The sequence below is a fragment of the Saliterribacillus persicus genome (genome assembly GCF_003337485.1).
GTDB classification, from domain to species: Bacteria; Bacillota; Bacilli; order Bacillales; family Amphibacillaceae; genus Saliterribacillus; species Saliterribacillus persicus.
Map to the genome: position 1 here is coordinate 299532 of NZ_QPJJ01000001.1, position 25693 is coordinate 325224.

At 32.0% G+C, this 25693-nt stretch carries 21 protein-coding genes and 1 riboswitch; of the genes, 7 read left to right on the forward strand and 14 right to left on the reverse strand.

Translation table 11 applies throughout. From position 1 onward, the window contains the following. Positions 1 to 42 precede the first annotated feature (42 nt). The 4 genes from DFR57_RS01270 to DFR57_RS01285 form a co-directional block, all read right to left on the reverse strand. Positions 43 to 669 carry a response regulator transcription factor gene (locus tag DFR57_RS01270; RefSeq protein WP_114351316.1) on the reverse strand — a complete coding sequence of 209 codons (627 nt, stop codon included), beginning with the start codon at positions 667 to 669 and terminating at the stop codon, positions 43 to 45. A gap of 137 nt (positions 670 to 806) precedes the next feature. Continuing rightward, positions 807 to 895: riboswitch (cyclic di-GMP riboswitch) on the reverse strand. 145 nt (positions 896 to 1040) lie between these two features. Further along, complete coding sequence (gene nagA, locus DFR57_RS01275) at positions 1041 to 2207, reverse strand: N-acetylglucosamine-6-phosphate deacetylase (RefSeq protein WP_170132868.1); 1167 nt, start codon at positions 2205 to 2207, stop codon at positions 1041 to 1043. A gap of 186 nt (positions 2208 to 2393) precedes the next feature. Beyond that, positions 2394 to 2912, reverse strand: a complete 519-nt coding sequence (locus DFR57_RS01280) for a 5' nucleotidase, NT5C type (protein ID WP_114351318.1) — start codon at positions 2910 to 2912, stop codon at positions 2394 to 2396. A gap of 522 nt (positions 2913 to 3434) precedes the next feature. Further along, positions 3435 to 4010, reverse strand: a complete 576-nt coding sequence (locus DFR57_RS01285) for a nitroreductase family protein (protein ID WP_114351319.1) — start codon at positions 4008 to 4010, stop codon at positions 3435 to 3437. A 413-nt stretch (positions 4011 to 4423) separates the two neighbouring features. On the opposite strand from DFR57_RS01285, the gene DFR57_RS01290 reads away from it, so the two are divergent. Then, the gene (locus DFR57_RS01290) at positions 4424 to 5704 is read left to right on the forward strand and encodes a helix-turn-helix domain-containing protein (protein WP_114351320.1); all 1281 of its coding nucleotides are present in this window, start codon (positions 4424 to 4426) and stop codon (positions 5702 to 5704) included. A gap of 5 nt (positions 5705 to 5709) precedes the next feature. Further along, positions 5710 to 5832: a hypothetical protein gene (locus DFR57_RS18535; protein WP_281270448.1), complete on the forward strand. Its 123-nt coding sequence runs from the start codon at positions 5710 to 5712 to the stop codon at positions 5830 to 5832. Between the two features lie 84 nt (positions 5833 to 5916). On the opposite strand, the gene DFR57_RS01295 is transcribed toward DFR57_RS18535, so the two are convergent. From DFR57_RS01295 to DFR57_RS18175, 4 genes are all read right to left on the reverse strand, one after another. Then, a complete protein-coding gene (locus DFR57_RS01295) occupies positions 5917 to 6054 on the reverse strand; it encodes a YvrJ family protein (RefSeq protein WP_114351496.1) in 138 nt (45 codons plus the stop codon). A 61-nt stretch (positions 6055 to 6115) separates the two neighbouring features. Further along, positions 6116 to 6328 (reverse strand): DUF2922 domain-containing protein, encoded by a 213-nt coding sequence (locus tag DFR57_RS01300; protein ID WP_114351321.1) that lies wholly within the window; start codon positions 6326 to 6328, stop codon positions 6116 to 6118. Between the two features lie 36 nt (positions 6329 to 6364). After that, positions 6365 to 6589 (reverse strand): DUF1659 domain-containing protein, encoded by a 225-nt coding sequence (locus DFR57_RS01305; protein WP_114351322.1) that lies wholly within the window; start codon positions 6587 to 6589, stop codon positions 6365 to 6367. Between the two features lie 163 nt (positions 6590 to 6752). After that, complete coding sequence (locus DFR57_RS18175) at positions 6753 to 6902, reverse strand: hypothetical protein (protein WP_170132869.1); 150 nt, start codon at positions 6900 to 6902, stop codon at positions 6753 to 6755. Between the two features lie 284 nt (positions 6903 to 7186). Here DFR57_RS18175 and DFR57_RS01310 point away from each other — a divergent pair, with 284 nt between their 5' ends. Then, positions 7187 to 8218, forward strand: a complete 1032-nt coding sequence (locus DFR57_RS01310) for an LCP family glycopolymer transferase (protein ID WP_245937347.1) — start codon at positions 7187 to 7189, stop codon at positions 8216 to 8218. A 23-nt stretch (positions 8219 to 8241) separates the two neighbouring features. Here the strand turns inward: DFR57_RS01310 and DFR57_RS01315 are convergent, their stop codons facing one another. Further along, positions 8242 to 9315, reverse strand: coding sequence for a glycosyltransferase family 4 protein (locus DFR57_RS01315; RefSeq protein WP_114351323.1), 1074 nt, complete (start codon positions 9313 to 9315; stop codon positions 8242 to 8244). Between the two features lie 252 nt (positions 9316 to 9567). Continuing rightward, positions 9568 to 13554, reverse strand: a complete 3987-nt coding sequence (locus DFR57_RS01320) for a S8 family serine peptidase (protein ID WP_114351324.1) — start codon at positions 13552 to 13554, stop codon at positions 9568 to 9570. Between the two features lie 170 nt (positions 13555 to 13724). Between DFR57_RS01320 and DFR57_RS01325 the strand changes: the two genes are divergently transcribed. From DFR57_RS01325 to DFR57_RS01340, 4 genes are all read left to right on the forward strand, one after another. Then, positions 13725 to 15827 carry a polysaccharide pyruvyl transferase family protein gene (locus DFR57_RS01325; RefSeq protein ID WP_114351325.1) on the forward strand — a complete coding sequence of 701 codons (2103 nt, stop codon included), beginning with the start codon at positions 13725 to 13727 and terminating at the stop codon, positions 15825 to 15827. 1128 nt (positions 15828 to 16955) lie between these two features. Then, on the forward strand, positions 16956 to 17555 hold the full coding sequence (locus DFR57_RS01330) for an IS3 family transposase (protein ID WP_281270460.1): 600 nt from the start codon (positions 16956 to 16958) through the stop codon (positions 17553 to 17555). Beyond that, positions 17495 to 17698: an IS3 family transposase gene (locus DFR57_RS18635; protein WP_114351498.1), complete on the forward strand. Its 204-nt coding sequence runs from the start codon at positions 17495 to 17497 to the stop codon at positions 17696 to 17698. Before DFR57_RS01330 ends, DFR57_RS18635 begins: the two co-directional genes overlap by 61 nt. A gap of 246 nt (positions 17699 to 17944) precedes the next feature. Then, the gene (locus DFR57_RS01340; protein ID WP_114351327.1) at positions 17945 to 18469 is read left to right on the forward strand and encodes a hypothetical protein; all 525 of its coding nucleotides are present in this window, start codon (positions 17945 to 17947) and stop codon (positions 18467 to 18469) included. Between the two features lie 152 nt (positions 18470 to 18621). On the opposite strand, the gene DFR57_RS01345 is transcribed toward DFR57_RS01340, so the two are convergent. The 4 genes from DFR57_RS01345 to DFR57_RS01360 form a co-directional block, all read right to left on the reverse strand. Next, the gene (locus tag DFR57_RS01345; RefSeq protein WP_114351328.1) at positions 18622 to 19668 is read right to left on the reverse strand and encodes a hypothetical protein; all 1047 of its coding nucleotides are present in this window, start codon (positions 19666 to 19668) and stop codon (positions 18622 to 18624) included. Positions 19669 to 19685: 17 nt separating this feature from the next. Continuing rightward, entirely contained in the window at positions 19686 to 21158 is a 1473-nt protein-coding gene (locus DFR57_RS01350; RefSeq protein ID WP_114351329.1) for an MBOAT family O-acyltransferase, read from the reverse strand. 30 nt (positions 21159 to 21188) lie between these two features. Beyond that, the gene (locus tag DFR57_RS01355; RefSeq protein WP_114351330.1) at positions 21189 to 22007 is read right to left on the reverse strand and encodes a glycosyl transferase family 2; all 819 of its coding nucleotides are present in this window, start codon (positions 22005 to 22007) and stop codon (positions 21189 to 21191) included. Positions 22008 to 22086: 79 nt separating this feature from the next. Further along, a complete protein-coding gene (locus DFR57_RS01360; RefSeq protein WP_114351331.1) occupies positions 22087 to 25545 on the reverse strand; it encodes a glucosaminidase domain-containing protein in 3459 nt (1152 codons plus the stop codon). Positions 25546 to 25693: the final 148 nt, after the last annotated feature.

The following is a 25693-nucleotide window of genomic DNA, read 5'->3' on the forward strand; positions in this document are numbered from 1 at the left end:
TGTATATCTAGTACACACATTTCCGGCCAGTGTATGTTTATACTACACGTAAAACCATTCATTTTTCAGTGCAGCGAGCACTGCATTGGTTCTGTCAGGTACATTTAATTTCCTAAGAATCGAGCTAATATGATTTTTGACTGTCTTTTCTGTGATATATAAATGATTACCGATTCTTTCATTACTATACCCTTGGATTAATAAGCTCATAACGTCCCATTCGCGATTAGTGAATACTCCAACTGGTCGATGCTGCTCGCGTTTATTAAGCGCCCGGTAGTCACCCAACAAAATTGGCGCAAGTTCTTCATGAATATACTCTTGTCCTTTTAGAAGTTTTTTAATCGCATGGATTAACTCTTCCTTTTCCATTCCATTATAGAAATAGCCTGTTAATTGTAATTTGAACAATTCTACTAAACTTTTATGATCCATATACTCTGTCCACACGACTACTCTTTTATTCCGCTTTGTATAGTCATGGATGAGTGGCATTAAATCAACTCTCGTATCGATATCAATAATCAGCAGATCAATTAAATAATTTTCTAATTCCTCTTGTTTCTTTGGCGAGATGGCAATGACGTTATAATTTGGAAATGCATCCTGAATAACACCGACTAGTCCCTCTCTGAAAATCGACGCTTCTTTCATAATCGCAATGCGCATTTTCCATTCCTCCTACTTTTATTTAAAGATAAAAGTCTTGAAAAAATGACAGAAACGAATAGCCTGATAGAAAGTGCCAATAAAAAAGCTACTTCTAAAATAGAAGTAGCCTAAATAACCATATAAAAAGTTATCATTTAGGTAGCCAGGCGATCGTAGATAAAATTTATCCTTAGACCCATTAGCTTTGCGTCCTATTTTTTCAAATAGTTTGCCTTTTTCTATTTTAACCTGTCGTTTTCTGTAATTTCTTCTAGACTAATGATACCAAAGACACTACTTATTCACAATAACATTTTAGTGGTCTGACCAATTTTGAACCATTAGCCCCACTATATATAGTTATAAATAACTATAATTTGTGATTTTTGTTATTTGTAGTTTCGCTTTGTACGGATTCCTCTCACAAAGGTATGTTTAACCTTCCAATCATCATTTACGATTAAAACATCTGCGTCTTTTCCTTTTTCAATGCTTCCAGTGTAATTATTTATTTTGAGAGCACGTGCTGCGTTAGTTGATGTCATCTTGATAATGTCTTGCATCGATGCTTGGGTATATTCCTGGATATTTTTAGCCGCTTCATTCATTCGAAGCACACTTCCAGCTAATGCACCATCTTTTCTTTTTGCCATATTACCTTCGACAAAAATTTCTTGTCCGGCTAAATCAAATCTACCTGATGCTAAGCCTTTTGCACGGATTCTGTCGGTAATAAGCACGAGTCTGTCCGGACCTATAAGCTGATACAATATTTGAATCATCTCTTTGGATACGTGAATACCGTCTGCGATTATTTCTACTTGCACCTTGCTATTTAATATCGCAGCACCTAGTATGCCAACTTCCCTGTGATGTAGAGGTGGCATGGCATTTCCTACATGTGTCAATCTGGATAAGCCTTGTTCTACTGCAATAGACGCTTCTTCAAATGTGGCATTCGTATGCCCCGCAGATACGAGTACATCTTGAGTTTTGAGAGCTTTAATGAAGGATAGGTCCTGATCTTGTTCTGGCGCCATTGTAATAATACGAATAGAGTTTTCAGAATCCCGCTGCCACCGCTCAAATAATTCTAAATTCGGCTTTTGAATATAGCTCTTTGGTTGTGCTCCTGATTTGTCCCTATTTAGAAATGGACCTTCTAAATGTACTCCTAAGAGCTTTGCCTGACCTGGGGCTTGTTCGTATCGTGCTACATTTTTTAATGCCGCTTCAATTTTTTTCTCGCGATGTGTCATCGTTGTTGCTAAAAAGCTAGTTGTCCCTTCATTAGGTAGACTAAGCGCAATTTGTTCTAAGCTTGAAGGAAGGCCGTCCATCATATCTGCACCATGCGTTCCATGAATATGAGTATCGATAAATCCAGGAATGACGTGATTTCTTTTTGCATCGACTATTGTTGCATCCGCTTCTGTTTTGGTTGGCTTTTTATTAGCGTGTATTTCTTTAATCTTCGTATCTATTATTTTTACATAGCCATTCGGTATCGTTTCTGTCGGCGTATGGATGGTGGCATTGGTGATATACGTAATCATGTTGTTGGCTCCTTCAATTCTTTTAAAATGCTTTTGTAGAGACATTTGATTAGAAAGATCTCACCCCGTTTCGTTCTTAGTTATTTCATTCCCTATCATTTCCTTTTCAAACTGGAAAATGCAATGGAGCCTTTTACTCCACTGCATTTTTATAAACGTGACTTCTTTTTTTAAACCCTTATAAAATTAAAAATAATCAAGCGCTGCTTTCCAATTGTCAATGCGATCATATCCTCGTTCGTTTATATTATGAGGTGCGGTGAAGATAATTCCTTTTCCTTTAAAATTCTTGAAATGTCTAACATTATCGTCAATTAGATAATCTGCATGAATGATACTTTTATTTCCGCAGAATACGAAATTCATGTCACTGAGAAAGGAAAAGTGTTCCTTTAGCCATTCATATTTTGCTGTGAACGATCCTGGAAATTCCATTGCTGCAGTTGTTATAAATATCTCATAATCTTTACTTAAGGTTTCAATTACTTCCTGGCTATCTGGCATCACTTTTAAATCTCTAAAAAATGTTGGATCGTTCTGGAATGTATGAATGGTTTCTATTTTGTCATTATGTAAGTATTTTAGTTTAGTACCGTGCAGATCCGCAATTGTGATGTTTTTACCTGTTGCTATATTAAATCTTTTAAGCTGCTCCGGTATAAAGTCAGCTATTACTTCATCCATATCTATTGCTATTCGCTTCATTGTCATCATCCTTTCTTCAATTATTTTTAGAATACTAGATAAATGGTGGCAATACTAGATAGGTTGTGAGAAAGACTAGATATTCTCATCGAATACTAGAATACAATCTTACAAGACCCGATATCTCGTGTCTAAAACGAGATAAACCTCTCTCCATGCTAGATAGTTACATCTGAATACCGGATATCTATCTTTTCCCAAAATAAATAGAGGAAATCTTGCTTGGCTGTCGAATTATTACGACGAAGATGGACGCGTTTGAAGCAATGCTCTTTATTAGCTCAAGTAGGTAATAAGCGCGGACGGAAGTATCAACAAAAATAAAAACCAGCTTAAAACAGAGATTAATCTGAATTAAACTGGTGGGATCGAGTTATCTGATATTAAGTTGGTACTATCTAGCTTGTGCTGAGAGTTTTCTAGTATTGATAGATAGTATCTAGCTTTATCAGTGTGATTTCTCGTATTCCTATTTGGTTATCTGGCTTTGTATCCACTTATCTCGTATTGCATAAAGGATATCTAGCTTTGGATGTATGTACCTTCCATTACTGTTTCTGAAAGTGGTTTGCGATCAGATGGTTTTTCTCTTTCTTGTAGTTCATCACTTAGTAGGCTTTTATCCGCTTGATAACCAACAGCCACAACAGCATGAAGTGTGAAATGGTCAGGAATGTTTAACGCTTCCTTCGCTTGATCCTTAAAGAATCCTCCCATTGCATGTGTGATCATACCCTTTTTAGCGGCTTGTAACGACATGAATCCCCATGCGGCTCCAGTATCAAAAGCATGTGTTCCACCCTGTTCTTCATCCGATATAATTAGTACCAATGCTGGTGCTTTCTCACACCAAACACGGTTTGCATCCATAATGAATGAATGGAACTTTTCACGATCTTCTTTAGTGCGTGCGACGATAAAGCGCCATGGCTGTTTGTTCATTGACGATGGTGCCCAGCGCGCCGCTTCTAACACACTAAATAGATCTTCCTCACTTACATTTTTGTCTTCATAAGATCTAGGTGACCACCTTTTTAGAAATATTTCGTCTACATCATAATCCGCTTTTCGAATTTCTTCGCTTGTTTCTTTTGGCAAAACTAATCCTCCTCTAATTTTTTTATTTAAATCTAATTATATTGCTTTGTGGAATATTCTACAAAAAATCCGACTTATTAACTTGTCTAGTTACACCTAGTGGGCTTTTGTCATACACTACCATGGGGTGATGAGATGGATTATATTATCTTCTTAATCCGGTTTATGTTAATGATGATGATCGGTGTCCTTCTATATATTATATGGATACTGTTTGTAGCACCATTATTCGGGTTGAGGACTCTCTTTTTTTTATTAGGATTCTTTATTATTGGATTCAGCATAAAGCTAATACGACAAATTATTTCATGAAAATACATCCTTTCACAAAATATTCACAACTTTTTAAAAGGATTTTTAGGTCTATTGATCGAATACTTTAGGGTATACTATTTGGAAAGCGAGAGGAATTTATGCAGGACTTTGGCTCATTAATTCGTTACCATCGTAAGAAAAAAGGTTACACCTTAAAGCAAGTGTCCCAGGAAACGTCTTACTCCGTCAGTTATATTAGTCAGATTGAAAACGGGCGACATAGTTCTAGCGTCGTTGTATTAGAAACATTAGCAAATGTATTGGAAGCACCTGAATTACTTCGTGTAGAGGAGGATTTCACAAAAATAGATCAAGCACTAGATACTTGGTATCAGGCTATGCTAAATAAAAACCTTCCTGAAGTGGAAAGACTAGCTGAGAAGCTATCCTCCTATTTGCCAAAACCTTTTTATACGACATTAAACACGAAATACGAGCTCTATCACTTCCGCTACTTGTTAGTAACAGACAAGATAACTGAAGCTATGCATATTTTCCCTGAATTTAAAGAACATTCACTCGGAGCAAGTGGGTTATATCAGAAGCTTGCTAGAAAAATTATCGGTATCTATTTCGTGAAATTAAATCAATTCTCAACTGCTCTACAATACTTCGAAGAAATCTCAACTGAGACAAATACATTGTCTCAAGAAGACCCAGAGCTAAATTACTACTTAGCACTAGTTTATAGCCGATTAGAGAAAATAATGGACTCGATTGAATCTGTCAATAAGGCATTACTGTATTATCGTAGCTTAAATCAACACAATAACACCTTAGCGTGTGAAGTGCTTGTATGCATAAACTATATTATTGCAGAAAATTATGTAACAGCTGAAAAAAAACTATTTAACTTACTTGAAGCCTACCAGCAATCAAAGCCATCTTTCTTAAAAGAGAGTTTCATCACACATAATATTGGCTATGTTTCTTTACGACTAAAGAAATATGATCAAGCAGTTGAATATTTAAAAAAGGCAATAAAAACAAAAACGACTGATCAAGAAAAAAGCTCTAGCTATTACTTGATTGCAGAGACGTATGCATGGGAAGGATACGCAAAATTAGCATTAACGTTTATTGATATATGTGAGTCTATTAAAGAAAACCCAAAGTATCAGTACAAAGCCTTTATACTGAAAAATATTATCCTAGGAAAGACAACTACAAAGCCCTTCATCGAAAAATTAGAGAATGAAATACTTCCCTACTTCAAACAAATCGATGATCAAACAGAGATAGAGGATATTTCAAAAATGCTTGGTGATATATATTACAATGCAAGAATCTACAAGATGGCTGCTGATTATCGAAAAACTAAAAAGCAAGTACATTATTTAGAAAATCTTCAGCTTAAATATAATAATGAAGGGAGGTGAACTTTATGAAAAGAAAATACTTAATTATTGCGATTATTGCGATTAGTCTTATTTTCACAACTGCTGGACAAGCTACAATTGCAGGAAATGATGCAGATTATCCCACTAGCGTAACCGAGAACTTCTAATTTCATCATCACTCATTCTTCAAAAGAATACTCCAAGATTCCCACATCGAAAACATCGCGCGAAAATTTCGCGCGATGTTTTTATTAGTTCATTTTTGACGGCAACGCCACAATGGACTCTATTAATGTGTTCAGTTTCGTCTCAATACGGTGCAATAAATAAAAGGTCACCGCAACAGGAAATCCTACATCCGTCACTAAAGCGATCCATGTCTCTTCCAAGCGTTTCACCTACCCTTCTTAGCTAAAAAGGAGAGTCAGCGATAGCCAACTCTCCTCCTCATTAAATTTCTATATCAAATACATTTCGTTCTACAACACGCGCACTTTTCTTGCTTACAAGCGATCCACCAGACGAGTGAAAAGCATCTTGGGCGATGATCGTATCCATTGCTGCATCAACAGCTACTGGATCAACTGGTTCAATCGGATTATCAAGCGAAATCGTAACGATTTTTTCTAATTCATTTGCAAATTTAAGTTCTAAAGTCTTCAAGGGTTATTCCTCCTTTCTATAGCATCGAATTGTTCATTACTCAGCTGTGATTACTTCTGTGTCATTACGCTTTACTCTGTAAAGTGTAAGCTGCTGAAGTGGAATCAATACTTCTGTGATTGCAAGCAATTGATCCGGAGTTGCGTCCATGTTTACGTTATTGAACGACTTTGTTTTGTAGATTTGTTTTCCCGTTTCTAAATCCAAGCCATTTTCAAATACTAACTGCAAGCGACTATCAATTCGTTGTGCTACTGCCATGACTGCCTCACCCTCCTTTCACTCTTATAATCAAAAGAAGAGAAAAAAAGGTGTCTGTTTTTTGTAACTTTTTAATATTTAATTCGTCTTATGTAATAAGGACTTTTGTGCATACTAAAAAGAAGTACCCAGTATAATATGGATACTTCTCAAGTAGACTGTACTATATTAGTTTTTTTTCCATTATTTTCGGTAGTTCTGACTTTAAGTTTTCCATGATGTCATCAAAACTTTCACCCTTTGATTCTTTTTCTTGTATGCTTGTTAAAATATAATATAGCTGTTGTTGCTCTTTTGTAGCTACCTTTAACATCGTTAGCCTCCTGTTAACTAAAAATTTTAACTGATAGAATAGTTCGTTTTCTTATTCGTTTTATGACTTTTTTTAACACACTACATTATTTTAAAACTTTTGTGATAATAAATCTTTTGCTAAATTTTATTTACCCGGAATAGAATAAGTAAAAACATAATGAAATATTACATTGCTATTAAATTAGTAATATACTATTCAGATTCAATTGCAAATTCTTGAAATTATCTTTATAATAGTTTAAGTTATGACATTTTGAGTATGAAATTTTAAGGAGTATGAATATGGAACGTAAAGAAATGCGTAAATTACAAAAAAAACAGGGAAGAAGAAAAAAGTTACGAGTATTTCTCTCTGTTTTTATTTTAGCTTTAATTATAGGAATAGGAACTGGCGTATATTTAATTTATGAAACGTATCAAGCTGCAAGTGATACTTACGATGAGTTAGAACGAGGAGAAAAATCAGAAAAGAGAGAACAAGCTGTCTCTATTAGTAATGACCCTATTTCAATCTTAATGATGGGGGTCGAAAATTATACTTCTGACGGAGATCATGGTCGTTCTGATACCTTAATGGTGGCTACTTTTAACCCTGAAGATGAACATTTAAAACTACTAAGTATACCGAGAGATACGTTAGTTGACATTCCTGGAAGAGACAATAGAGATAAAATTAATCATTCATTTGCTTTTGGTGGTAAGGAACTAACTATTAAAACAGTAGAAAATTTCTTAGATATCCCTATTGATTACTATGCAACAGTTAATTTTGAAGGATTTAAAGCTATTGTAGATACATTAGGTGGTATAACTGTTGATGTACCATTTGAATTCGAACAAAATAGTGATGATCGAGTTGCTGAAAAATTACAGTTCCGAGAAGGTGAAATGGACCTGAATGGTCGATACGCTCTAGCATATGCTAGAATGCGAAAGGCAGATCCTGCTGGTGACTTTGGACGAAATGAACGTCAAAAACAAGTAATTGAAGCTATAATAAAAGAAGTGACCTCAGTTTCTACAGTGACAAAAGTTGATGATCTTGGTAAAGATCTGGGGGAAAATGTAGAGACAAACATGAAAGTTAGTGAAGGACTCAGCTTTTTAAAAAAATATTCCAATTTTAGAACTTCTAATATTGAGCAGTTAAAATTAGACGGCTATGACGATCGAATTGATGGTGTCTACTATTATGTTCCAGATGAAACATCATTAGCTAATATCCAAAATGAATTAAAAAATCACTTAGATTTAAATAATACTTCCTCCTTAAGAACTGAATCCACAAACATAGAAGAAGCAGCAATCAACTGAGATTGCTGCTTCTTTCCTATTTTTTATACCTTTTGTCTTTTTCGAAATAACTTCTTTATACTTCCAAGTAATGGTTGCTGACCATTCAGTAAAATACCAGATAACTCAGCAATCAACTGTATTCCAAGCACTATCAATCCTATGATTATGAGGGATGTTAGCATGGTTGCACTATTAAAAATGACAGCCATTATTCCAAAAAAACCACTGAAGCCATAAATAATCAAAACAGAAGCTCTATGGCTATATCCCATCTCTACTAATTGGTAGTGGATATGTTTTCTGTCTGCAGTTCCTATACTTTGCTTGTTTATTGCTCGCCTAATAATTGCGAACATGGTATCAAATATTGGTACTGCTATCACAATTATTGGAATAATAAAACTAAATAAAGCTACATTTTTAAACAGACCTAACATTGAAATTACAGCGATTGCGTAACCTAGAAATAAAGCACCCGTGTCCCCCATAAAAATCTTAGCTGGATAAAAGTTATGGTATAAGAAACCTAAGCAACTTCCAACTAGAATAATTCCTAAATATACTACAATAATACGATAATCTGTAATAGCAATAATTAAAATACTGGTCAACCCAATGGCCGATACTCCGGCCGCTAAACCATCTAAACCATCAATTAAATTAATAGCATTAGAAACGCCGACAATCCAGAGAATTGTTAAGACTATTCCTAGTCCTTCTAATTGCACCTGGCCTACAAAAGGCATCGTGACCTTATCGATAACAAGTCCAGAGGACACAACTACTATAGCTGCAGAAAATTGCCCTATTAATTTTTGATATGGTTTTAACGTAAAGAAATCATCTAACAAACCTGTTAATACAATTATTAATCCACCAATTATTATTTCTAACATATGAGGATGTTGAGGTTGAAGATAAATCAGCCCAGCACTCACACCTATAACAATTGCTAAACCACCTAAACGTGCTACAGATCCGTTATGTTTTTTTCTTTCATTCGGTTTATCTACGACATCAAAGTAAATAGCTATTCGTCTAATTAAAGGTGTCACTATAAATGCCACCAATGTTGATATCAAAAACGCGATCACAAGCTCAGAGATATTATACATTCCATTCACACCTACTTAAAATAGTTATGTGTACTGCCCACATATTTTATCACAACTTTTCCTATTATCCTATCCCTATTTAATGAGACGAAAAAAATAACTCATAAGTTACAAAAAGTATTATATTATTTCGTTATGAGCATTATATTTCTGTCGTTAATTATTATATTTCACTATTTCTAGCAATTTGAAACCAATTTACAAAAAAAGAAGTCCATAGCGCTATTATTAATGGCCATGAACTTCTATTAATTATCGATTATATCGATTGTCATATGCTTCCTTTGCAAGCATTAAACCGATTGAATTATTTTCATTCCAAATGGAGTCAAAATAACTAACTGGAACGGGTCTCTCTCCAACATGAGGCGAAATTTCTGGTGTAAAGCCTGGTTTTTTCTGACCTTGGATAAACCAATCAGTAAATCCACCACCACTTGGATTTGAACCTGGCATAAATAAAGGATACCCTGTTTTGTTACTAATCATATTTGCGATTCTTCTACTAGTTGCCTTTAAAGCTGTTCCATTTCTTAATTTGTAATTCCAATAGAGAATTTCTCCCGATGAATGGTAAGCAACAGCAGTTTTAAAATCATGACTTCTAGTAAAATCATAAATTGCACGTGATTCAGGCTCACTTAAGGCAAATTGACCTTTATGATTCATATAAGATGGTGAAGTGCGATTTCGCTGTATATCAGCCCAATCGGCAGGATACTGTCTATTTAAATCCACACCACGAATATTTGCTTTCCAACGATCAAAATTAGTACTACCACCATTAATTCTAATCACGTCTGCAGGTCTTTTAGAACTAAATGCACCTTTTTGAACTAATGTTACTCCATCTGGATTTACCATTGGAACAACATATATGGAAACCTTATTTAAGATATCACGGGCATTATAACCACCCACAGATGTATTGTTTGCATAAGCTTGACTATAAGAATCTACCATTTCCATTAGTAAATTTGTTGTTAACCATTCTCTAGCATGATGTGCACCATTTAGAAAGATTTTAGTTGAACCTTTTCCAAGTTTTATAGAATATAGGTTCCGCCCGTCTACAGACTTTCCTATTGTTGACCATGATACTAAATCGTTATACTGATTACTTAATTGTGAAATATCTACTCTCATATCATCATAAGAGTAAACTTTCCTTGGATTTACAAGATTTTTAGCAATTACAATATTTGCATTAACATTAGAAGCACTAATATAACCATATCTTCCACTAATATTGACTTCATACCAATTACCAGATTTATTTACTATAGATAGTTTAACCCCTTTTTTCAGTTCTACAAACGAAGTAAAACCATTATTTCCTGTATTATCATAAACATTTGTTTCTCTTATAGTGGTTAAATCTCCTATAGGTCTTCTATTTCTAGTTTGATTTTTAATATCAGCATTTTTAATCGGTATTGAATGAGAAGTGTGTACAAAGCCATAATAATCTCCCACCCTAATTTGGTGATAATTCCCTGATTGACCAACTCTTATATAGGTCTGACCTCTATTCAATTTTCCGATATCTTTATAGCTTCCTGACCTTATGTCATAAATAGTAGCATTTGTTGAAGTTATCTGAAAGTATTTATCCGATGAATTGAACTCTGAAAGAATAAATTTACTATTTATATATCCAATGCGATCTCCTAATTTTATTTTAGTCCAGTTTTCACCAGCATTTATAATTCGATATTGCATATTTGAACTTATTTCTGCAAATTTAACAAAACTTCCCGATGTATTATCATAGACATTTACATTTTCAGATATTTTAACAGAACTATTACCACTACTTATCTTTCTATTCTCATTATTTATAGATGAACCCGTTGAAGTTTCAGTATGACCAAAATGCACATAACCAATAAAATCACTAAATTGAATTTTATGGTAATTTCCTGACCTACCTTTACGAATATACTCTTGATCATTTTCCAATTTTCCTACTTTTCTATAATTCCCACTACTAATATCATAGATTGTTGCGCTATTTGAGTTTACTTTAAAATAGTTATCAGAAGCTATGAAATCAGCTTTTACACTTTGTTTATTTATATAGCCAACTCGATTTGCCAAGATAACTTTCCACCAATTTGTCCCACCATCTATGATTTTATAATTGATATTTGCATTTAATTCACCAAATTTCACAAAACTTCCTGAAGTATTATCATAAACATTTACTTTTTCTTTAGTTTTGACAATCCTCTCAAAGCTTTTGGTATCTGAATATATATTAGACAAATTATTTTGTGAAACAGTGGAGTGTCCCTTATGAATGTAACCCACATAATCACTAAATTGAATTTTATGATAATTTCCAGACATCCCTAATCGTTTATAAACCTGGCCATTCTCCAACTTACCAACTTCTTTATAATCTCCAGATCTAATATCATAAACTGTTGCATCATTAGATTGAACTTCAAAAAAATCATCATTATCACTAAATATCTCTTTAGTACTTGCTTTTTTTACATATCCAATTCTGTCAGCAAACTGAATCTCCCACCAATTTTCGCTTCCCTCTTTTACGTTATATGTTGTATTTGAAGCTATTTGACCAAAAGGTACTAAACTACCAGAACTATTATCGTAGACAATCGTATTTTCGATTGTTGAGATTAGATGAGGGAAGACATCATTATTTGGGTAAGGATTAACGATTTGGCTTCCGTCACCAGTAATAGTATGACCTTCGTGGACATACCCATTAAAATCATCAAATTGAATAATATAATATTTTCCAGACTTACCTCTATGTCTGTATGTTTCACCTTGGTCTAATTTACCAATTTCATTATATTCCCCCGATCTTATGTCATAAATACTTGCGTTGTTAGTAGTAATTTTAATTGCGTCATTAGTATCTACAGTAGTGGTAGTACTCGAGCTATTTTCTGTAGTATTATATTTTAAAAATCCATAACCATACTTTTCATCTAATCCTACAGTCCCTAGGTCTTCAACGTTTTCAGTTAATTTTTTTCGAAGCTCATCATTACTCATATTGGGATTTTGTTGCTTAAACAAAGCTACAATTCCTGTCACATTTGCTGCAGCTTGAGATGTACCATTCATATATTCGAAGTTATTATTTAGTGAAGTACTTAATATGTTTTCTCCCAATGATGTAAATTCAATTTCTGGACCGGTAGCTGAAAAATTACTTAAAGCTAAGCTTTTATTTAAAGATCCAACCGCAATAACTTTTTCGTATCTAGCTGGATACAGAACAGATGAAGAATTGCCATCATTCCCTGCAGAGCTAATGATTAAAATTCCATTATCATAGGCTTTATTTATTAATTTTTCAAGATAAGCACTGTTTTCCGCAGTTCCTAAAGACAAATTAACAACATCCATCTGTTGATTAATGGACCACTCAAGTGCTTCTAATATATCTATTAGATTACCTGTTCCATCCTGTGATAGTGCCTTAATAGCATAAAGATCCGCCTCTGGTGAAACCCCTACAATACCATTATTATTATACAATCCTGCAATTATTCCAGCTACATGAGTTCCATGGCCGTTCGTGTCTTCCCAAGTAGGGTCTTCATCTATTGTTGAAACTCCACCAGTAATTTTTAAATCTGAATGAGAAGCAACACCTGTGTCTATAACTCCAATTTTAATACCACTTCCAGTAAGACCAGACTCCCACGCTAAGGGTGTTTGTAATAACTTTAAATTCCAACTAATTTCAGTGCTATTTACTTTAAACGTGTCAGACGTTTTATTAACTTCTTCATCAAATAAATTAATTTCACTATTTACTTCAATGTTGTTAATACCTTCTAATAGTGATAGTTCTTTTAAATTTTCATCTGTTATTTTTACTCCAACAGCATTTAAAAGTTGAAAATCAGATAATATTTCTTCACTTAAAGTAATAATTTTATCTTTTGTATTTTGATCCTTATACTCAATAATAACTTCATTTAAAACATCTTCATCATTTTCAGAAATAACCTTTTCATTTAGTGCTTCTGAATTTTCATCAGTAGTGGATTCATTATTGCTATCTATATTTTCTTCATTTTCAACTTGATTATCTTCTGTAGTTACTGATGAATCACCATTCTCTACTATTTCATTTGAGTTTTCTTCGGTGGAATTTGGTTCATTTAGCCCTTCATCTCCATATATATTAACTGATAAAAAAACAGTTACTAACACTAAACTAATAAATAAGCGAATTTTATTATTCATTAAAAACGATCTCCTCCAAAAATAGATTCATAATTATATAGTAATGAAAATAAGTAATATTAGCAATACTATAAATTACTCATAAGTACTATATATCTATATTATATCGACCAACATTATGATAATATTTAATGTATGTGTAAAATTCTAATACTAGAGGTGATTGAAAGTTGAGAATTGGACTTTCTTATGGACATGTAGCAAGCAACATTGGAGATTTGTGTATTAACCAAGGGGTTATTTCTCTTATAAACGAGATTTATCCAAATACAGAAATAGAAGTTGTTCTTAGAAACCCCAATCAAGTTTATTTGAATGAATCAAAACGAACATTTAATGAAAATAGTAATGTTACATTTCATATATTTGAAACCCCAAAAGGGATTGAAGAAAGTGTTGCCCTTTTAGAATACTACTTAAACCATCCTGAGGTTTTTTTAATTGATATGGGTTTAAAAGATTGTGATGTAATTCTGAATAATTCTGGTGAATTTATATTTTCTTATAATGATGATCCACGTTTAGATCTTTTGTGGAGAATTTTACCTGCATATGCCGCTAACAAAACCGGGAAAAAATTTATTACTTTGCCATCTACGCTGGGACCTTTTGAAGATCACATTGGTTCTACTTTAATTAAAGAATTTTTTGCCTCTAACTTTGGATACGCTGTGCGGGATGCAAATTCATTAGACCATATAACTGAATTAACTAATGAAGATCCCACCGCATTATTGTTAGATCCAGCTTTCTTTATAACTCATAGACCTATTCCTAAGGAGAAAACAAATTACGAAAGATTGGCTCTTATCATGAGACTTGACAATTTCGGTTTAAGAGTTGGCGGAAGCAATAGCTCTAAAAATTATAGAGAGATGAAAGAAAATCATTTCAAAGACAATTTATCGTATAAATTTTCGTATGAAATCTCGAAAAAATTCTCTAAAGAATCTAGTAATCCTATCATAGATATATATATTCAAACTAGATATGATCGAGATTTAGCTTTACAATTAAAAGAAGACCTAGATGAAGAAGGTCTAGAAAATATAATTAATATTATTGAACCAAACTCAATTGAGGATTACCTTACACATCTTTCTAAAGCTGATTTTGTTATATCTTCCCGCTTTCACGGATGCATTTTATCTTTACTGGCAGGAGTCACACCAATGGCAGTTTACTTTAAAAGTCATGGGCATAAAATGCCTGGTCTTTATAAAATGTTGCATTTAGATAATATTTGTTTTGAATTGACGAATGAATCAATTGAATCTATACCTTCGAACTTTTGGAATATTTATAATGATAAACAGTCATCTTACAAGGTTGCTAAAAAGAATATAGAACAATACAGACAACTAACAGTTGATTGGTTGGAGAACCTTTTATCAAAAGAAGATTTTTATTCTAAAGATAAACTTACCATGCCTACAATTAATAAATATTTTAGAACTTTAATAGACCATGACTTATTCAATCAAATAGATAAAGCTCATAAAAATACGAAAGAATTACAAAAATTAGTTAAACTCCAAGATAAAACTTTCAATAAGAGATTAACTGAATTGGAATCTATAAACTCTGACCAACACAACTCACTTATCAATTTAGAGAATAAATATCTAGAACTTTTTAAAGCATTAAAGGAATTAGAAGAAAATAATGAATTATTAGAAAAAAAAGTAATAAAGCAAAATCGTGAGATTAATTTTCAGTACGAAAAATTAACTCATCTTAACGAACACTATTCTAATTCTAATAATATCAAAAAAGCACTTTCGAAAAACTTAAATTATTTCTTTAAAAAGCAAACTAAAAATACTTCATCTATATTTTTGGAAATTCCCTTTAAAGCTACTAAAAGTGAATTGAATCTGATTTTGAAATGTAATAGAGAAAAAGAATGTAATGCGAGTAATGATAATATCTATATTGACTTGCCTAAAAATGAACACCTATACTTCACTTCTAAAAATGATTTTGACTTTAATAAACCTGAAACCAAGCAACCAATAGATATACAAAACAATCAAATTTATCAATTGCGTGGAGCTTTATATTTTGAAAATATAAAAGTTTCATTGTGGATAATAGAATATAATTCAAAGGAGAGACTTTCAGAGAATAAATATCGTCTTAAAAGTGGAAAGTTTCATTTCGATTTTCAAAGTCATAACGAAGCTAATCATATATCATTGTCTCTAAGAGTCGAGGGAAAAGGAAGCATAGAACGAACATCCACAAAATGGGAAATTATTGGGTTGTCCTAATTTGTCTTAAATTAATAATCATCCCTTTATAATCTTGAAAATTATAAATAAGGTTTTTAAGTAGGCTCTTCTCTATAATGCTGAAAGAGGAACGTACCACACTCTCATTTTAGGGTCCTACTACTATTCCGAATTTTGGAGTTAGTACTAGGTCCCGCTATTCATGAAAGCTGGTTATAATTAAAATGTAAGCGACAAATATTGCACACCTATCAATTTAATTAGATGTCTGCTATTTGACACTTAGTTTAAAAAATCAATATAATATTTAAAATGTAAACATTCTGCAGTTTCCCCAAAAATATCAACTCTTTAAATGTTTTATTATTGTATTTATTTTGGATGATATAAGGAGTTTAATTTTATGACTCTGTTAAAGTTCAATGTTGATACCCCTTTAATCCGAGCGTAAGCGTCAAATAGCCCACACCTATTATTCAGGGGTGGTACTGCCCCCCGAAAGTTAGAGTAAAAAATCTAACTTTCGGGGGTGTTTTTATGGTTAAATATAGTGAAAGTTTAAAGTAAAGCTTGTCACCGAGGGTTTGTACGGGAATCTTGGATATAAATCATTGACGAAAAAGTATAATATGTCCAGTCCTTCTCCATAAAAAAATTGGGTGAGATCCTATAAAGTACAGGGGCTGGATGGATTAAAACGAAGAAATACTAAGAAGGAGTATTCTGTTCAATTTAATTTAGGTAAATCTAATAGACTAGTAATTTCGATATATGTATTTATATTTAGTTGTATATGCATAATATTCACCTCTAGAATATTATGCAGTTAATTGTCGAAATTGTACATTTCTAAACAATCATTTCTTTACGTTCTTAATCTATAATTTATATATGTCTAAGAAAATCAATAAACAAAAGAAAAAGTTAACATGCAAAGAAGAATTAGAACGCGAGATTGAATTATTGCGACTAGAAAATGCGTACCTAAAAAAGGTGAGAGCATTTCGAGAGAATCCGAATGCCTTCCACGAAAAGCACAAACAAAGATGGCAATCGAACTCAAAGATGAAGGATTCCGATTAAAAGATATACTCTTGGTGGTAGGCATTCCGGAAGCAACCTACCACTATTATGTGAAAATTTTGGCATAGAATATTCCGACACAACATTAAAAAAGTCATTGCGGATCTATTTAAAAAAATTCATGAACGCTATGGTTATAAACGGATTACGAAAAAATTAAAGAAATCAGGACATTCTATTAACCATAAAAAGGTGTACCGCATTATGCGGGAACTAGTGTTAAAATGTGTGAAATTTATGCGGAAATCTGGTAAATACAATTCCTATAAGGGGAATGTTGGAAAAGTAGCGAAAAACCGATTATCCCGTCGTTTTAGCACACCTATTCCTCTTCAGAAATTAGTAACCGATATTACAGAATTCAAATATCTAGACGAAGAGAAGTTATATTTAAACCCTATTATTGACCTTTATAATGAAGAAATTATTACGTATGAAACCAAAAAACGTCCAACGTTAGATCTTGTCATGGAACCTTTAATGGATACGATAGAGATAATAAAGAATCATGCAGCCTATCGTACTTCCATCCATTCCGATCAAGGCTGGCATTACGAGCATAACCAATGGGTAAGGACACTAAAAGAAAATAGGGTATTCCAAAGCATGTCACGTAAAGCAACCTGCCCAGACAACACTTCGATGGAGAATTTCTTCGGCATTTTAAAGCAAGAAATGTATTAAGGGAAGAATTAGTAAGCTATGAAGAATTAAAAAGCCGTATTGAAGAATATATCTATTGGTACAACCATGAACGATCAAAAGAAAAATTAGCTGAATTGAGTCCAGTTGAATACCGAACTCAATCCAGCCAATCAGCTTCATAATAAAACTCTAACTTTCGGGGGTAACCACCGGTCTGGGCTATTTGACGCTTACCTTATAATTAATAAAACATCGTTAAATGGAGTGCGGAATGCTTGGAAACTGGCACGTTCCGTGTGGAGCAGGGGAAAAGCAGGAGATAACCCTAAACGCTTATCAATTGCTAACGTCAAGTTTAATAATACCAATTAAAGTGTAATGTAACGTTCTCATATATTTATCGTCTAATAAGTAAGGAGGGTATTATGATGAATTTTAGAATTTTATTTTTTGCCTTAACTCTTATATTTCTTTTATCAATAATAGGTTGTTCTGTCATAAATGATACGAATAAAATAGCTGATAATAATAGTAAAGTTACGGATGTTAGTAACAAGGAAGATTTTGGCGGTTCTTCAGAGAGTCCTACTCTTAAGCCGCCAAGTCTAACAGTTTATGTTGGAGAAAAGATTGTTAGACCATCGCTTGGTACTTATAGTTGGAGTGTAGACAATGGAGACGGAACAGCAAGTGGAATAGAGGCGGGTTCTTCTACACCCCCAGAATTGGTTAAAGATAGTAATCCAATGCAGGCAACAGCCAATACCAATATTGAATTGGACTTCGAAGTACAGCCAGAAAGCTATACCGTGAGAATATGGGGTGACGACAACAATGTTGTAAACAGCTCCGTTGAGTTTTTTCTGTCTGGCAAAGGAAAAATTGTTTACGAGGTACTAGCACATTGGGAACAAGGTACCGCAAGTTATGCTTTTTCTTTAGATGTTGAATGAATTAATTATTACGCTAACGAACTGTTTAATAAATCAAAAACAATACATAACTTCCGATATCTGGAAGTTATGTATTGTTTATATACATCAACACTAAACTTTAACTGAGTCCACCTTTTTGAAAATAGGATACAACAAAAAGTAAAATTCATTTATTTTATTTGTTTTTCTAACTCAGAAAAAGTATTTTTTAAATACATGTCTACATTTTCCTTTGTGACTACAGTAATAATGTTGGAATTTCCTTTAGGGTCTTCGAGAGCTTTTATCATCATTGTTCCAGCTTCAGGAGTAAAGTGAGAATCATCAATCCAATATTCTAGATTCTCCGTAATTGGACTTATTTTTTGAAAAGAATAGACTTTGGGAAAATGGTTTACCATTTCTTTATACCATTTTTCATATCCCTCTTTGTACGCTTCTACTTCCAACATTGCTGCTAATTTTCTTACTGGAATAGGATCAGTAAATGGAATGATTTCTGAATCACTAAATTTATTATTAATTGTTAATAAAATATCATTATATTTTTTATTTACTGGGAATTTTTCTTTTTTTATACTTTTCATTTCTTCAGCATATTTATCTAGTTCATTTGCTACTTGATTTCCCTCTCGACCGGTAATTGCTACATTATTTCTATGGTATGCCCGATGTCCTCTAAATTTATCATTGGTTGATAAATTTATATTGTCTAGAGATTTTTGTAATGTATCATATGAAAAAAGTGAAGTATAACGATAAAATAGAGCATTCGATTTTTCAAAATAAAAATCAGGATGTTCCATGGGCATTCGAGTAGTACTTTTAAAAGAAGAGAAAGTCATTTCCATGTATATTTTATTAAAAATTTGATTATTTCTCTCCTGAGCGTAAGAGATATAATATGGATATTCTAAAATTGATTGTCCACTAAGACCATAATTATAAACTTTCTCTTGAAATTCATATTGATTAATATAAGTAGTTCGGCTAGTGCCAATAAGTAAACTTTGATAATTAAATTTTCCGTTTGAAATATCATTAGTTTTCTGTTGACGCTCATTAAAACTTGCTTGTAATGTATTATATTTATTTTTATGATCAAAATTCCATAATGGATCTACATAGTAATTAAATCCTAAAACAACTGCTGAGGGCACTGCTACGAAAATAATTGAAGACAATATAAATAATATTAACCATTTTTTAGCATTCATCAGAACTACACCAACCTTTAAAAGTTAAAATACAGAAATTCACTATTTTTATGAATGAAAAAAATAATAATCACTAGTCCAATTAACAGCACCTGGCTAAAAAGCAATGTTTTAATATTTGTTCTAAACCGATCTAACAATTGGATTGAATTTTTAGTAATAAAAGTAATTATCAATAAAGTAATAATAGTAAATACAATTATTTTAGGATTGTCTAATTTAAATAAAATGAAATCATATTGTCCAGCTGCCTCGAATATTTTTAAGGGCTTTTGGAAAAATGAACTTAAAGGATAATTATAATTATAATTAAATTGAAACATTTTAGAAATAATTGTATTAGCCTGTTCTATTGAAGTGGCTCTAAAGTAAACCCAAGTAATATTTACAAACATAAATGTTATTATCCAAGAAAACCAGTATGGCAATTTAAAGCCAATTATTCCCCATAGTCTGACCGCCATTGAAGCAATACCATGAAATATTCCCCATAATACGAAAGTCCACCCAGCTCCATGCCAAAAACCACTTATTAAAAATACTATAAAAATATTAATATAAGTTCTAATTTCTCCTTTTCTGTTTCCTCCCAATGGAATATAAATATAACTAGTTAAAAATCTGCTTAATGTTATGTGCCACCTTTTCCAAAAATCTTGTATATTTCTTGCTTTATAGGGAGAGAGAAAATTAATAGGCAACTTGATGTTAAATAGCAAAGCTATTCCTATAGCCATATCACAATAACCACTAAAATCAAAATATAATTGTAGTGTATAGCTAAATGAAGTAATCCAAGCATCTATTGTACTTAAACTTTCATAGTTTTGGAAACCTGTATTTGCCCAAATTGCTACTGTATCTGCAATACCTACTTTTTTTGTAAGTCCTATTATAAATATAAATAACCCCTTTGATATATTATTTATATTTATATTTTTATTATTTTCATCTTCAAACTGAGGCATCATTTCTCTATGGTGAACAATAGGTCCTGCTATTAACTGTGGGAAAAACGAAACAAACAAAGCATAACTTGAGAATGTATTCTTTTCGTATTCCCCTCTATAATTGTCCACTAGAAAAGCAATTTGCTGGAATGTAAAAAAACTTATAGCTAGTGGCAGCATTATATACAAAAGAGCAAAATCCGTTTCAAAAATTCCATTTATATTTTTTATAAAAAAATCTACATACTTAAAATACCCTAATAATGCTACATTAAATATAACACCTGCAATTACCCCGATTTTTTTATATTTTCCATCTATATTTGCATGGAAAATTTTAGCTATATTATAATTTACAAATATAGAAGATAGTATTAAAAATATATACATTGGATTCCAAAATGCATAAAAAAATAAAGATGAAATCACTAACCATATAATAGATGCTTTTTTTGATGGAGCAGACTTAATTATAACAAAATACCCAATAAATACTATTGGTAAAAATAAAAATATAAAAGGGACAGAGTTAAATAACATGGATGTATTGACCTCTCAATATGATTTTAATTAATTCCTCATAGCTTTTCGAATGTAATCTATCGTTTCTGACTTACTCACTGGATTATGCCCTAATTTATAATTGAAATATAACTCTAATTTTATTTTATTTAAAGTAATATTTTCATCAATATCTTTTAATTGGTTTATAAAAGGTTTCAAGTGATTATCCACATCATGTTCCACAAGTGCATTTTGCATATAAAATATTTTCGGGATATTAGAAACATGTTTAAAATACTCTACCACATTCGTTCTGTCTTTATAAATTGTTTCCATGTCTTCTTTATTGATATCAAATAAACGCAATAGTTTATTTATGTGAACTTCATGATAATTTGTAAATATTGTTTGTGGATTATTTACAATTGCAGTTGCACCTTTAATACTTGCTGCTAAAATCAAAGACATAAAACCACCAGCAGAACTTCCATAGAAAAACATGTTTTCATTTTGTATATTAATTCGGTCTTTGATAATATTTATTATTTCACTTATTTTTTCTAAATAATGTGTATCTCTATCTCCAAATCCCCAACCTAACATTAACCTATCAAGATATAAAGTTGGGTCATTATAAAAAATCATCGAATCGTCTAAATCGTCTATCCAAGAATGTCTTTGAAACACAGGTAACGACATTGCAGAGGGTTTGTAAGCACCAGAACCAAGAATTAATAATTTTTCACTTTTTGATTTTAATCTAATGAAATACTCATATTTGACACTATTAATAAGTACAATTAATCTAAAATGGGTATCTAAAGGGATCTTGAAAGTATTTAATTCTTCTTCATTAACTTCAATTATGGGAGTGTCTTCTAACATATTATTCACCTCTTGTTATATTTTTGCTGTAGAAATTATAGACTAGAGAAGCTAAGGGGGAATCCCCTTAGCTTCGATATTATTTTCTATAATTTGGAAGATCTAAACGTAATACAAAACTATCTAACTGGTCATATAAATTTGATATCCTTGACACTTGTTTGAATGCCCATCCAATATCAGTTGCGTACTGATGGGGTGCTGGTACTGTGCTATCAACCCAATATGCAGGATTCCATTTCATTTTGTATAAAGTATTTTGGTTATATCTTTCACTATTTACATAATTTGCTCCAATATCAACAGCACCACCTATAATTGCTTTATCTGGGGAAAACCATCCTTTATTATAAGCATACTGTGCACCACAGTCATGTGCACAATTGTCAAATGCTCCATATCCATACATATTATATACTTTTTTTGGTGAAATATCTATAATATTTGGTACCCCGTTCTTATATACAATTCGGCCTCTACTATCTCTTTCTGTCCATCTACTTATTCCTTTTGCTAAAGGTGATGTACCATTACCAGTTTCAAGTAGGGCATGTGATACTAAATAAACTTCGTTAAGTTTATTTTCCATAGCTGCTTGCATGAATGAATTGGAACGATTTTCCAATATGCCTTTGCCAGATAATAACTTATTTAATTCTGTATTTGATATATTTGAATAATAATCTAATCTTAAAAACTGATATTGCTGGACAGGGTTGCTTATAAAATTAGTAGCATCCATATAATATTTAGTTAAATCCGTATCTGCATTAACAAATAAAGATGGTGGATTCTTACTAAAAGGGTTAATAATTTTATACCAATCACTATTATCAGATGAATCTTTTACTACTGTAACTTCCGCACCTTTATTGACTTGTCCATAGATATTTACTCCTGATGCAGTCGAAGGGAAATCACGCACATTCAACTTACTATCTACTGTGATTACCCCAGTAAAAGGATAACTTGTGCCCGAAGTTTTTCTTTTAACATAATCTTTATGCACAAAAGCGTAATTGTAATTCGTAGTTTGTGGAAAACCTAAACTCATTTGCTTACTAACTGCCTCGTCCAACGTAATATCATATTGTGAATATTCCATAATATTTTTAGAGGCATTTGCTCTATTGACATATCCTATTCTTTTTCCAAATACCACTTTATAATAATTTTCACCTTTTGAGAGGGTAGAATATGTTGTGTTTTCCATTATCTCACCCATCTTAACAAACGACCCAGAAGTATTATCGTAAACTGGAGCATTTTTCATAGCAATGAATGCTTCTCCACTTGTATTACTGCTCATTTCATTATTTACTTGAGCAATTGTAACAATTTCTGTATTGCTTATATGGACATATCCACTGATACTTCCCATTGTAATTTGATGGTAATTACCAGATATTCTATTAGTTAGAAAAGTTTGGCCTTTCTTTAATGTTGCCATTTTTACATAATTACCTGTTCTTATATCATAAACTGTTGCATTATCAGAGGTAACTTTAAAATACTTATCTGTATCTAAAAATTTGAAGTTTGTTCCGCTTTTGTAAACAAACCCTTGTCTACCTCCAACAGAAACTTTATAAAAATTAGATAATGTGCTTACGATTGAAAAAACTTCACCTTTTTTTATTGTACCTATATCCTTAAAAGAACCTGTAGAGTTATCATAAATAGTCAAATTAACCTTAGCAATAAAGTCCCTTCCTGAATTAGAAGTAGAAGTACTTAACTTTGGAATATCTGTCTTATATCCTATTTCTGTATTCCCTTGATGTACATATCCATAGTAGTCTCCATATTGAATTTTATGATAGTTACCAGATTGTTCAATTATTCTATAAGTTTCCCCTGTTTTTAATTCACCAACTTTTTCAAAGCCACTTCGAATATCAAAAATTGATGCTCCATCCCTTATTACACTAATATACTCATCACTGTCTTTAAAATCAAATTGAACCCCACTCTTATAGATAATACCTGAACGTCCACCTATGCTAACCTTGTAATAGTTGCCAGCAAAAGAGTCAATTACCATTTTTTCTCCAGAAGAAATAACAGCAAGTTGTTCAAATGCACCAGATGAGTTATCATATACTGTTAGATTAGATTTTGTGGTGAAATATCTTTCAGTATGACTTGGATTGTTTGTGAAATTTTCATTGTTTCCAGACCATGTGATATGCCCTTTATGCACATATCCATTTTTATTTCCAAATGCAATTTTGAAATAGTTTCCAGACTGCCCATTAAACTTGAATGATTGTCCATTTTTCAGCGTGGCAATCTTTCGATATGAACCTGAACTTATATCATATAAAGATGCACTTGAAGAATCAATAGTAAAATAACTTTGTGCTGTAGATAATGTAGAAACATTATTATCCAAGTTTTCTTTTTTGGGTTCTACTGATTCAACTTCTTCTATCTCTTCACTTTCTGTTTCACTTTGAGGTGCATTGTCATAATTCATATGAAATGTTCTATTTCCTAATAATATAACTTCATTACCATCTTGTGTATAAACATTTATATTGTCTAAATTATTTTCTATACTGAAATATTGTTTAGTATCAACGTCATATATGGTTTTTATTTCTACATTATCATTTTCTAAAACTTTCAAGCTGTCTATTGTATGAAAACTTTTTTCTGAACCTTCTTTAGTTGAAACTATTTCTATATTTTCTTTTTTTAGTTCATACCATTCTTCTTCAAAATTAAAAAGATATGTATCCTCATCTTTTACATATGCGTATACACTTACCGATCTTGGGATAGTAATGTTCTTAATTTCTTTTTCTTTTAATAATTTAATTAAATAATACTCTTTACCGTCTGATTCATTTACTTTATCGGATTTTTCTTCATTGTTATTCTCATCTGTTAAACTTTCATCTACTTCATTTTCAGAGCCTAATTCTTTTTCGGAAGTTGGATTATCTTCTTCTTTTTCTTTAACTGTATCATCAGTTGAACTTAAATCGTCATTTGATTCTTCTACTTCTTCTACTTCTTCTACTTCTTCTACTTCTTCTACTTCATTATAAGTTGTCGAAAAAGCTATTTCACCTATAACTATTGAAAAAACAGCGTCATTATTTTCAAGGACTGGAATAGTTATGCCTTCTGATATTTCAATCTTTTGGGATAGTTGTTGATTTCCATAAACAATTACTTTTTCCGTAATTTCTTTCTCTTCTAGGCTACTACTCTCTTCTTTATCTTCAAATTTTGAAATTTCTAATTTTAATTCTTCTTCATCTGAAACAACTTGGAAGCTATCCAATGGAATTTTTATACTTTCTTTACCAAAATCTATATAAGCATTTTTTTCATCAACACTAGTAGCATAAAGATAAGTTTCTTTTGCTATATTGATAGATTCGTTAATTTCAACTGAGTCTAATAATTGAATAAGGACATCTTTACTTTCTTCGGAAGAACTCTCGGCTGCAAGAACAATGGATGAATTGAAAACTGTGCCTAGTAATAGGAAAAATACTAAGCTTAATTTAAGACATTTAGTCATAAATTATATAGGCCCCCTTTAAAATATTTAGCTTTACACTAATAATCTATATTTTACCAATAATAATCTAGTTCAAAAAGAGTTTATACTACTAACTTTCCGGGTATATAATAGGGACTATTTGCATACGTTCTCCCTTAATAACGAA